The sequence below is a fragment of the Hyunsoonleella sp. J2K-J805 genome (genome assembly GCF_057167125.1).
The window spans coordinates 1,283,963-1,295,980 of record NZ_CM169901.1 but is presented as its reverse complement, the minus strand read 5'-3'; the positions used below and the strand labels follow the sequence as shown (position 1 = coordinate 1,295,980).

At 42.4% G+C, this 12,018-nt stretch carries 5 protein-coding genes, 2 tRNA genes and 3 rRNA genes; 6 read left to right on the top strand and 4 right to left on the bottom strand.

Features of this window, described 5'->3' with window-relative positions; genetic code table 11:
- Positions 1-3 precede the first annotated feature (3 nt).
- The 3 genes from rpmI to thrS form a co-directional block, all read right to left on the bottom strand.
- A complete protein-coding gene (rpmI, locus tag AC1B0Z_RS05680; RefSeq protein ID WP_483794638.1) occupies positions 4-201 on the bottom strand; it encodes a 50S ribosomal protein L35 in 198 nt (65 codons plus the stop codon).
- 45 nt (positions 202-246) lie between these two features.
- Entirely contained in the window at positions 247-756 is a 510-nt protein-coding gene (gene infC / locus AC1B0Z_RS05675; RefSeq protein ID WP_483795257.1) for a translation initiation factor IF-3, read from the bottom strand.
- Between the two features lie 80 nt (positions 757-836).
- Positions 837-2,771, bottom strand: coding sequence for a threonine--tRNA ligase (gene thrS, locus AC1B0Z_RS05670; protein WP_483794637.1), 1,935 nt, complete (start codon positions 2,769-2,771; stop codon positions 837-839).
- 1,189 nt (positions 2,772-3,960) lie between these two features.
- Here thrS and AC1B0Z_RS05665 point away from each other — a divergent pair.
- From AC1B0Z_RS05665 to rrf, 5 genes are all read left to right on the top strand, one after another.
- Positions 3,961-5,477: ribosomal RNA gene (locus AC1B0Z_RS05665) — 16S ribosomal RNA — on the top strand.
- A 152-nt stretch (positions 5,478-5,629) separates the two neighbouring features.
- A tRNA-Ile gene (locus AC1B0Z_RS05660) sits at positions 5,630-5,703 on the top strand.
- Between the two features lie 178 nt (positions 5,704-5,881).
- Positions 5,882-5,955 (top strand) — tRNA-Ala (locus AC1B0Z_RS05655).
- A 237-nt stretch (positions 5,956-6,192) separates the two neighbouring features.
- A 23S ribosomal RNA gene (locus tag AC1B0Z_RS05650) occupies positions 6,193-9,015 on the top strand.
- A 228-nt stretch (positions 9,016-9,243) separates the two neighbouring features.
- Positions 9,244-9,351: ribosomal RNA gene (gene rrf / locus AC1B0Z_RS05645) — 5S ribosomal RNA — on the top strand.
- Together the 16S, 23S and 5S rRNA genes with 2 tRNA genes alongside form the textbook arrangement of a ribosomal RNA operon.
- 204 nt (positions 9,352-9,555) lie before the next feature.
- Here rrf and AC1B0Z_RS05640 read toward each other — a convergent pair.
- Positions 9,556-10,539 carry an integrase core domain-containing protein gene (locus tag AC1B0Z_RS05640; protein ID WP_483791788.1) on the bottom strand — a complete coding sequence of 328 codons (984 nt, stop codon included), beginning with the start codon at positions 10,537-10,539 and terminating at the stop codon, positions 9,556-9,558.
- Positions 10,540-10,686: 147 nt separating this feature from the next.
- Between AC1B0Z_RS05640 and AC1B0Z_RS05635 the strand changes: the two genes are divergently transcribed.
- Positions 10,687-12,018 (top strand): exonuclease domain-containing protein, encoded by a 1,332-nt coding sequence (locus AC1B0Z_RS05635; RefSeq protein WP_483794635.1) that lies wholly within the window; start codon positions 10,687-10,689, stop codon positions 12,016-12,018.

The window sequence follows — 12,018 nt, the reverse complement described above, 5'->3', positions numbered from 1 at the left end:
GTGTTACTTTAAACGTAACATCGTTTTAATATTATCTTCGTCAGCCTTATGCACTAATGTGTCATGGGTTAACACAAGCTTACGCTTTTTAGACTTCTTTGTTAAGATGTGACTCTTAAAAGCGTGCTTTCTTTTAATCTTACCAGTACCCGTCAACTTAAAACGTTTTTTGGCACTAGATTTTGTTTTCATTTTAGGCATTTCTTTTCCTAGATTTTAATTATTGCGCTTAATTATCTTTAATTATTACTTCTTTGGAGCAATAAACATTGTCATTCGTTTTCCTTCAAGCCTTGGCATTTGTTCTACTTTACCAAACTCTTCTAAATCTTGAGCTAGACGTAATAATAAAATTTGTCCTTGCTCTTTAAATATAATCGACCTCCCCTTAAAAAACACAAACGCCTTTAATTTGGCACCGTCTTTTAAGAATTTTATGGCATGTTTCTTTTTAAACTCGTAATCATGGTCATCAGTTTGCGGTCCAAATCTAATTTCCTTAACCACCACTTTAGATGCCTTAGCCTTTAATGCTTTTTCACGTTTCTTTTGTTCATAAAGAAACTTTTTGTAATCCATAACTTTACAAACAGGTGGATCAGCTTTTGGCGAAATCTCAACTAGGTCTAAACCTAATTCATCAGCTAGCCTTAAGGCATCACCTTTGGTATAAATACCCACTTCTACATTTTCTCCAACTAAACGCAACTTTTGCGCCGTAATTTTGGAGTTAATCTTGTGTTTGTCTTCTTGAATAACCCTTCTATTGGGCTGTCTTCTTCTTCTAATTGCTATGGCTTATCTGTTTTTTAATTAAACTTATATTTTAATATATTTTAAAACGATTTTAACGTTTTGGTAATATCTTCTTTTATTATTTCGGCGAATGCATCTATAGAAATAATTCCTAAATCTTCGCCACCGTGCTTTCGCACAGTTATTTTATTTTCTTTTTCCTCTTGCTCACCTATAATGAGCATGTACGGATGTTTTTGCATTTCAGCTTCCCGAATTTTCTTCCCTATTGTCTCATTTCTGTGGTCAACAAGGGCGCGAATTTCGTGATTTTCAAGCAAATTTAAAACTTTTTCAGAATATTTTTCATATTTCTCACTAAGCGACAATATTTTAGCTTGTACCGGCATCAACCAAATCGGGAAGTTTCCACCTGTGTGTTCCAACAATAACGCCACAAAACGTTCCATACTTCCAAAAGGTGCACGATGTATCATTACTGGGCGGTGAGATTCATTATCACTGCCTTTATAAGTCAAATCAAAACGCTCTGGTAAATTATAATCCACCTGAATTGTTCCTAGCTGCCATTTTCTGCCCAAAGCATCCTTCACCATAAAATCTAGCTTTGGCCCGTAGAATGCCGCTTCGCCTTCCTCAATTACAAAATCCAATCCTTTATCTTCGGCAGCATTAATAATAGCTTGTTCCGCCTTTTCCCAGTTTTCAACATCACCAATATATTTGTCTGGATTTTCAGGATCCCTCACAGAAACCTGCGCGGTAAAGTTTTCAAAACCTAACGAACCAAATACATAAAGTACTAAATCAATAACATTTTTGAACTCTTCATCCAATTGATCGGGCATACAGAACAAATGTGCATCATCTTGGGTAAACCCTCTTACACGCGTTAAACCATGCAATTCACCACTTTGCTCATATCTGTAAACTGTACCAAATTCAGCATAACGCTTTGGTAAATCCTTGTAGCTCCATTGTGCGCTTTTATATATTTCACAATGGTGCGGACAATTCATAGGTTTCAATAAAAACTCCTCATCATCCTTCGGCGTAGTAATGGGCTGAAAACTATCCTTACCATATTTTGCGTAATGCCCAGAGGTCACATATAGTTCTTTCTGCCCAATATGTGGCGAAACCACCATTTCATAACCTGCCTTTTTCTGTGCAGTCTTCAAAAAGTTTTCCAAACGTTCACGTAAAGCAGCGCCTTTAGGCAACCATAACGGTAAACCTTGTCCAACTTTTTGTGAAAAGGTAAACAATTCCAGTTCCCTGCCTAGTTTTCTATGGTCACGTTTTTTAGCTTCTTCAAGTAGTTCTAGATATTCTTTCAGTTCCTTTTGTTTAGGAAAAGAGATTCCGTACACACGGGTTAACTGAGGTTTCGTTTCATCACCGCGCCAATACGCACCGGCAATACTGGTCACTTTTACCGCTTTTATAATACTAGTATTTGGAATATGCCCACCACGGCATAAATCCGTAAACGTACTGTGGTCGCAAAATGTAATTGTACCATCTTCAAGGTTCTCAATAAGCTCCGTTTTAAACTCGTTGTCTTTGTAGAGCGTTAAAGCCTCGGCCTTAGTAGCAGAGCGCATTTTAAAATCATGCTTCCCACGCGCAATCTCCAGCATTTTATCCTCAATGGTTTTCGCGTCCTTTTCCGAAACACTATGTTCACCAAAATCCACATCGTAGTAAAACCCATTTTCAATTGCGGGCCCAATGGTCAATTTAGCTCGAGGATACAACTCCTCAATCGCCTGTGCCAAAACGTGCGCCGAAGAATGCCAAAACGCCCGTTTCCCCTCATCATCCCTCCATGTATAAAGTACTAACGATCCATCGGTGGTCAAAGGCGTCACGGTTTCAACAGTTGTACCGTTAAAACTGGCTGAAATCACGTTTCTGGCCAAACCTTCACTAATGCTTTTCGCAACATCCATCGGTGTAACGTTTTCCTCAAACGCTTTCACACTGCCATCGGGCAAAGTAATCTGTATCATAAATCAATTTAAAATGGGCAACAAAGATAATAGTATAAACAAATCCACGCAATATATGTATATATAAATGTCACTTCGAGTGATTTCGATATATAATCGAAATTATATCCAGAAGTTGGGCGTTCCCCTCCTAAGGTCGGGTCGGGCTATCCGCTATATCTTTTTAAAAAACACGTCATTGCGAGGAGGTACGACGTGGCAATCTCAATCATTACTGTTCTTTTTAAAATTTATCTTCTCAAGATTTTAAAAAGGATGCCGCTTCTATCCCTTACGCGGGCGAGTTTACGAGCATAAGTTCCAATACACAGCTACAGACTTTTCTGGAGCTATTATTGCGTAGCCAAAAGAAAGAAAATAAAGTAAGATCAAGAATAGAGCTATAAGAAAGTCAAGCCCCGAATCAATTCGTGGAATTGACAGTCAAGGCGGAGCATAGGAGAAGAAAAGCTCCGAGAACAGGAGAACGAAGTTCGACGCGGAGTTTTCAATCGGGTTTTCAGTTTTTCAAAAACTGAAAAATGCCTCGGCTTGAACTTGATTTTTTGGTTCCATGTATTTAAACGAATATGTCCACTGGACATTTTCATTCAAATAGTGCATCAAGGCAAAATGAATATATGTACAATGTACCGATACATAGTAATTAATACACAACATTTTCTAGTGCTTAAGATGTCTTGATTCAGTCATTGTGGCAAATTTTAAGGCATGTAACCATCAGAGAACAAGCGCATTAAAAAGGGTCAAAAAAACTTTTAAAAAAAAGATCAAAAAAGTCATTGCAGAATAGAAAAAGGGTGCTATGTTTGCACCCGCAAAAACGGCCAAGGTTGTTTTTTTGGATTTCATCCGCAGGATGTTTTGGAATTGAGGAATAGTGTTAAAAAAATATTTCCAAAAAATTTTTCAAAAAGTATTGTGGGGGTAAAAAAAGGGTTTTATATTTGCACCCGCTTTGGGAGGAAAGACTCGAAGAGAAGTATAAAAAAGTTCATAGACATATTGAATTGACAGCGTAAGATCAAGAGATGACTTGCCGGAAACGGCAAAACATCAGTTTGTCGTTCCCGTGGAAACGGGAATCGAAGGAACGAATTTTGATCAATAAAGAGAATAGACCATTTTGAGTACTATAGATTCTAAATTAGTTGTTAAGCAAACAAGTCGTAAGAGACTTAAAAATTTAACGATGAAGAGTTTGATCCTGGCTCAGGATGAACGCTAGCGGCAGGCCTAACACATGCAAGTCGAGGGGTAACATTGGTGCTTGCACCAGATGACGACCGGCGCACGGGTGCGTAACGCGTATACAATCTGCCCTTTACTGGGGGATAGCCTTTAGAAATGAAGATTAATACCCCATAACATATAGCGTCCGCATGGGCATTATATTAAAGGTTACGGTAAAGGATGAGTATGCGTCCTATTAGTTAGTTGGTGCGGTAACGGCGCACCAAGACAGCGATAGGTAGGGGCCTGAGAGGGGGATCCCCCACACTGGTACTGAGACACGGACCAGACTCCTACGGGAGGCAGCAGTGAGGAATATTGGACAATGGGGGCAACCCTGATCCAGCCATGCCGCGTGCAGGAAGACTGCCCTATGGGTTGTAAACTGCTTTTATACGGGAAGAAACCGTGCTACGTGTAGCACCTTGACGGTACCGTAAGAATAAGGATCGGCTAACTCCGTGCCAGCAGCCGCGGTAATACGGAGGATCCAAGCGTTATCCGGAATCATTGGGTTTAAAGGGTCCGTAGGTGGACTGGTCAGTCAGAGGTGAAATCCTGCAGCTTAACTGTAGAACTGCCTTTGATACTGCTAGTCTTGAATCATTGTGAAGTGGTTAGAATATGTAGTGTAGCGGTGAAATGCATAGATATTACATAGAATACCAATTGCGAAGGCAGATCACTAACAATGTATTGACACTGATGGACGAAAGCGTAGGTAGCGAACGGGATTAGATACCCCGGTAGTCTACGCCGTAAACGATGGATACTAGCTGTACGGCTTCGGCTGTGTGGCTAAGCGAAAGTGATAAGTATCCCACCTGGGGAGTACGTTCGCAAGAATGAAACTCAAAGGAATTGACGGGGGCCCGCACAAGCGGTGGAGCATGTGGTTTAATTCGATGATACGCGAGGAACCTTACCAGGGCTTAAATGTAGAGTGACAGGCTGAGAGATCGGCTTTTCTTCGGACACTTTACAAGGTGCTGCATGGTTGTCGTCAGCTCGTGCCGTGAGGTGTCAGGTTAAGTCCTATAACGAGCGCAACCCCTGTTGTTAGTTGCCAGCATGTAAAGATGGGAACTCTAGCAAGACTGCCGGTGCAAACCGAGAGGAAGGTGGGGATGACGTCAAATCATCACGGCCCTTACGTCCTGGGCTACACACGTGCTACAATGGTAGGGACAGAGAGCAGCCACGTCGCGAGGCGGAGCGAATCTATAAACCCTATCACAGTTCGGATCGGAGTCTGCAACTCGACTCCGTGAAGCTGGAATCGCTAGTAATCGGATATCAGCCATGATCCGGTGAATACGTTCCCGGGCCTTGTACACACCGCCCGTCAAGCCATGGAAGCTGGGAGTGCCTGAAGTCCGTCACCGCAAGGAGCGGCCTAGGGTAAAATCGGTAACTAGGGCTAAGTCGTAACAAGGTAGCCGTACCGGAAGGTGCGGCTGGAACACCTCCTTTCTAGAGAAAGACGACTGGTTAAGTATCAAAACTATTACGAGAGATAGTTTATTCTCATTGCTGTTAATTTAAGAAATATAGTAATAAGTCATTAGTAATTAGATGTTAGTCTTGTGCTAACTACTAATAACTAACGGCTAACGACTAACAACAGTCTCATAGCTCAGCTGGTTAGAGCGCTACACTGATAATGTAGAGGTCGGCAGTTCGAGTCTGCCTGAGACTACGAAGCATGCAAGTGCGGAGTATGCCCACGAAGGTGGGTACCTGTTATGGCTAACGATAAGTTCAGTCAATAATGGTTAAGTTCATTGTATATTGAAAGGAAATTCTAGAAGTGGTTAACACCCCATTAGTCGGCTAACGACTGCAGACTGAGACTGTGGACTGCCAACTAGAAAGACGGGGGATTAGCTCAGCTGGCTAGAGCGCTTGCCTTGCACGCAAGAGGTCATCGGTTCGACTCCGATATTCTCCACTAGGCAATGCCTAGAGATAAGTATTACTTATTTCAAGCGTATTGCGGCAAATCAAAACTGATAAATGTTTGTCAGTGGCGACTCGCCACACGTTCATTGACATATTGAAAAAAGATACATGAAAATTAGATAGAAATATTTAATAAAATTAATTATTGTAACGAGCAATAATAACTCTAGAGGCTAATAGCGAATAGCTAAAAGCCGATAGTAAACTCATTAAAAAGACAAAAGTACAATAAGCTACAAAAGAGCGTATGGGGAATGCCTAGGCTCTCAGAGGCGATGAAGGACGTGATAAGCTGCGAAAAGCTACGGGGATTGGCACATACAAATTGATCCGTAGATATCCGAATGGGGCAACCCACTATATTGAAGATATAGTATCCGCAAGGAGGCGAACCCGGAGAACTGAAACATCTAAGTACCCGGAGGAGAAGAAAACAAAAGTGATTCCGTAAGTAGTGGCGAGCGAACGCGGATTAGCCCAAACCAGTGTTGTTACGGCAATACTGGGGTTGTAGGACCACGACATTAGAAGCATGATGAATTAGAATCCTTTGGAAAGAGGAACCATAGAGGGTGATAGTCCCGTATAGGTAAAGAGTGTGGATATAGTGGTATCCTGAGTAGTGCGGGGCACGTGAAACCCTGTGTGAAACTGGCGGGACCATCCGTTAAGGCTAAATACTCCTGAGAGACCGATAGTGAACTAGTACCGTGAGGGAAAGGTGAAAAGAACCCTGAATAAGGGAGTGAAATAGAACCTGAAACCATACGCTTACAAGCGGTCGGAGTCACGCGTTTCGCGTGATGACGGCGTGCCTTTTGCATAATGAGCCTACGAGTTACCGTTGCCAGCAAGGTTAAGGACTTCAGGTCCGGATCCGTAGCGAAAGCGAGTCTGAACAGGGCGCTATAGTTGGTAGTGGTAGACGCGAAACCGTGTGATCTACCCATGGGCAGGTTGAAGCTGTAGTAACATACAGTGGAGGACCGAACCGGTTGACGTTGAAAAGTCTTCGGATGACCTGTGGGTAGGGGTGAAAGGCCAATCAAACTCGGAAATAGCTCGTACTCCCCGAAATGCATTTAGGTGCAGCGTAATATTAGTTTTATAGAGGTAGAGCTACTGATTGGATGCGGGGGCTTCACCGCCTACCAATTCCTGACAAACTCCGAATGCTATAAAATGATGTATTGCAGTGAGGGCATGGGTGCTAAGGTCCATGTCCGAGAGGGAAAGAACCCAGACCATCAGCTAAGGTCCCCAAATGTATGTTAAGTTGAAAAAACGCGGTTGAACTGCTTTGACAGCTAGGATGTTGGCTTGGAAGCAGCCATTCATTTAAAGAGTGCGTAACAGCTCACTAGTCGAGCGGTTCGGCATGGATAATAATCGGGCATAAACATACTACCGAAGCTATGGACGAAAGTGGTAGGGGAGCATTCCATGGGTGCTGAAGGTTGACCGTGAGGTCTTCTGGAACGCATGGAAAAGAAAATGTAGGCATAAGTAACGATAATGCGGGCGAGAAACCCGCACTCCGAAAGACTAAGGTTTCCTCAGCTATGCTAATCAGCTGAGGGTTAGTCGGGACCTAAGGCGAACCCGAAAGGGACAGTCGATGGACAACAGGTTAATATTCCTGTACCCGCTCCCGCTAAAAGCGACGGAGGCGAATATTTGGTGCGTGCTGACGGAATAGCACGTTGAAGCCAGTGGTAACACGGCGATAGTACACTAAGACTTCGGTTGCGGTGATAACCCAGAGAATCGACTTCCAAGAAAAGCGAGGGAAGCGGCCCGTACCCTAAACCGACACAGGTGGTTGGGATGAGAATTCTAAGGAGCTCGAGAGATTCATGGCTAAGGAACTAGGCAAAATAGACTCGTAACTTCGGGAGAAGAGTCGCCCCGCCTCGGCGGGGCCGCAGTGAAAAGGTCCAGGCGACTGTTTATCAAAAACACAGGGCTATGCTAATTCGAAAGAAGACGTATATGGCCTGACACCTGCCCGGTGCTGGAAGGTTAAGTGGAGATGTTAGCTTTTAGCAAAGCATTCAAATGAAGCCCCAGTAAACGGCGGCCGTAACTATAACGGTCCTAAGGTAGCGAAATTCCTTGTCGGGTAAGTTCCGACCTGCACGAATGGTGCAACGATCTGGACACTGTCTCAGCCATGAGCTCGGTGAAATTGTAGTATCGGTGAAGATGCCGATTACCCGCTGTGGGACGAAAAGACCCCGTGCACCTTTACTATAGCTTAGTATTGGTTTTGGATAAGTAATGTGTAGGATAGGTGGGAGACTTTGAAGCGGCGTCGCCAGGCGTTGTGGAGTCATTGTTGAAATACCACCCTTTGCTTATCTAGAGTCTAACCTTCTTGTGAAGGGACAGTGCTTGGTGGGTAGTTTGACTGGGGTGGTCGCCTCCAAAAGAGTAACGGAGGCTTCTAAAGGTTCCCTCAGCACGCTTGGTAACCGTGCGCAGAGTGCAATGGCATAAGGGAGCTTGACTGAGAGACATACAGGTCGATCAGGTACGAAAGTAGAGCATAGTGATCCGGTGGTTCCGCATGGAAGGGCCATCGCTCAAAGGATAAAAGGTACGCCGGGGATAACAGGCTGATCTCCCCCAAGAGCTCACATCGACGGGGGGGTTTGGCACCTCGATGTCGGCTCGTCACATCCTGGGGCTGGAGAAGGTCCCAAGGGTTGGGCTGTTCGCCCATTAAAGTGGCACGCGAGCTGGGTTCAGAACGTCGTGAGACAGTTCGGTCTCTATCTACAGTGGGCGTTAGAAATTTGAGTGGATCTGACTCTAGTACGAGAGGACCGAGTTGGACCAACCTCTGGTGTACCTGTTGTCGCGCCAGCGGCACTGCAGGGTAGCTACGTTGGGAAGGGATAAGCGCTGAAAGCATATAAGCGCGAAACCCACCACAAGATGAGATTTCTTTAAAGGGTCGTGGGAGATGACCACGTTGATAGGCTACAGGTGCAAGGGCGGTAACGTCCGCAGCCGAGTAGTACTAATAACCCATAGGCTTATTGTAAGGCCCCTCTAACTCCCCCAACCGGGGGAGGACACTTGCCCGCAAGGGTAATGGGGGGCGCGTTGTTTTTTTATAAGTTCCATAATTATTACACAATCATGTTTCTTATTTTCAATATGTTAAGATATTAGTCACGCAATAACGTGAAAGTATTTAGTACTTAGTACAAAGTAGTTAGACGTGTAAGTATTCTAATTACTAAGTACTAAAGTCTAAATACTCAAAATTTAAGGTGGTTATAGCGATGGGGCTCACCTCTTACCATTCCGAACAGAGAAGTTAAGCCCATTAGCGCCGATGGTACTACATTTGTGGAAGAGTAGGTCGTCGCCTTTTTTGAAGAGTCTAATTACTTATGTAGTTAGACTCTTTTTTTTGTATTAAACTTTAGTGGCATGCCAAATCCCACTTGCTACAAACTAAAATTATAGCTAGGAGGTATATGATACCTCTTTTTGTGCGACATGACTAAGTCTATTCAATGCCATACCATATGTGATTTCTCGTCGTTCGTTCCTCTCTCTGTCGAAATTGTAAAGGTTAACTAATTCGAGGACAATTTTTGTTAAACTTGTTAGGAGCTTTACCATTTAAACTTTGGTGAGGCCTTTCCTCGTTATAATAGTAAAGGTATTGTAATATTTCCTCTTTTAGATGTTCTTTGGATTCGAAATATGTCTCTCTTATTAGGTCGTCCTCAATGGTTCTCCAAAAGCGTTCAATTTTTCCGTTGGTCTGTGGCCTATAGGGTCTTATATATCTATGTTTGACCCCAAGTTCGGACAGCATCCGCTCAAAGGCGTGGTTATGCTTTGATTTACTTTGTTTCTGCCCGAATTCGGGTCCATTGTCCGTAAGAGCCTCCCTGAACTTTATATTGTAATGTTCAGAAAGGATATTGAAGCTTCTAAGTCCCGCAAACATGGTTGTTAACGCGGTTAGGTCTTCTGTAAGTTCTACCCATGCCACACGGGTGCACGAGTCTATGATACCGTACAGATAATACCGTTTTTTAGGTTCTTTGGCTACGATACCTTTTGGGAGATAATGTGTGTCTATGTGTGCCAGTTCCCCAGCCTTTTCTTTTATGATACGTCGTTTGTTGGATTGCATCTTTGGTGTTAGCTTGTTTAGCCCATAGCGCTTGGTGATGTTATATACTCCAGATGGCGATGGGGTAAACTGTCTTAATTGGGGCTTTAAAATACAACTAATCTCGTATTTGTTGTTCCCCTGCTTTCTTAACGCTATGACTTTTTGCTCAATAAAGGGCAGAGGCCTTCTGCTCTTCCACTTTGGCCCACGCTTCTGGGGCAACAGGTCTTCTGCTTTTCCGCTTTGCTTGAACCTATTGTAATATTTTAAAAAGCTTCGTCGATCAGTGCCATTGGCCTCATGAAAATCCTTGACATATCGATACCTGGGATGGCACTTGTTCTTCACCAGTTCATACTCACTAATCAAAAACTGGTATTTCTGGAGGTAATTGCGTTTTAAGGTTAGGTCGTCGTTGTTATTTCTCATGGAACAAAATTAATCTCTTGGTTAATTCTGTCATCGAATTAGTTGACTTCTACAGAAATGACTAATTACTATCTTTTAATTCTTAAATTGTACTTTTTTAATATCTTTAATCTCCTTTAAAATAAGTATCAAGATTTAGTCCCAAATATGAAATATACTATTATAGATGTTGAAACCACAGGTAAAAGCAACAAGCTTACTGAGATATCTATTTTTAAATATGATGGGACACAGGTTATTGATGAGTTTACGTCTTTGATTAATCCGCAGATGCTTATTCCAGATTATATTACGGCACTTACGGGTATTGATAATGGTATGGTTGCTGATGCTCCAACGTTTTCAGAGATTGCGCAGGCTATTTTTGACTTTACTAATGATTGTATTTTTGTAGCGCATAATGTTAATTTTGATTATAACGCGATTCGGAATGAGTTTAAAGCTGTTGGTATTGATTTTAACAGAAAAAAGATATGTACCATTCGGTTGGCGCGAAAACTGATTCCTGGTCATCGATCTTATAGTTTAGGGAAATTGTGCAATGCGTTGCATATTCATATTGCAGATCGTCATCGGGCGCGAGGTGATGCTGAAGCTACGGTTATTTTATTTGAACTTTTACTGGCTCAAGAACAGGCGGAAATGGTGTTCAATGATTTCTTAAAAAAATCGTCTAAGGAAGCGACATTGCCTTCGCATTTACCAACGGCTGTTTTTAATAATTTACCCAATACTCCTGGTGTGTATTATTTTAAAAATAAAAAAGGGAAGATTATTTATGTTGGGAAAGCGAAAGACATTAAGAAGCGTGTGTTAAGTCATTTTTATAGTAAGACGAAGAAATCTTTGGCGATGTGCAGAGAGACTGCTGATATTGATTTTGCGCTTTCTGGTAGCGAATTGATTGCCTTACTTATGGAAGATGCAGCCATAAAACAACATTACCCAGAATACAACAAAGTGGCGAAACGTGCGCCTAAAATGTATGCTATTTTTAGCTATACTGATAGAAAAGGGATTTTACATTTGGCGTATAACACCCTTAAAGCCACACCAAACCCGATACTGATTTTACATTCTATAACGGAATGCCGCCAAGAGATAGAACAGTTGTGTAGCCAATTTGAACTCTGCCCAAAGTATTGCCATTTACAGGAAAACGTTAGCACTTGCAACCATTTTAAAATACATACTTGTAATGGGATTTGTAAAGACGAAGAAGCTTTTGAGCAGTATAACCAACGTGTTTTACAAGCTATAGAGAGCATCAAAACCAACAAAAAAGATGTGGTTTTAAAACAAAAAGGACGTTACGAGTACGAAGATGCCTTTATTATGATAGAACAAGGTACCTATTTGGGTTATGGTTTTATTGATAAAACCGAACAGATTAATACCACCGAAGATTTGGAAACCTTTTTAATACGGCAACAGGATAATAGTGATATTCAAAAGATTATTAGGCGGGTGTTGAATTGA

What these genes read in the sequence shown, in the direction of transcription:
- rpmI (WP_483794638.1), bottom strand. Translation starts at nt 201, where the DNA reads ATGCCTAAAATGAAAACAAAATCTAGTGCCAAAAAACGTTTTAAGTTG.
- thrS (WP_483794637.1), bottom strand. Translation starts at nt 2,771, where the DNA reads ATGATACAGATTACTTTGCCCGATGGCAGTGTGAAAGCGTTTGAGGAA.
- AC1B0Z_RS05640 (WP_483791788.1), bottom strand. Translation starts at nt 10,539, where the DNA reads ATGAGAAATAACAACGACGACCTAACCTTAAAACGCAATTACCTCCAG.
- AC1B0Z_RS05635 (WP_483794635.1), top strand. Translation starts at nt 10,687, where the DNA reads ATGAAATATACTATTATAGATGTTGAAACCACAGGTAAAAGCAACAAG.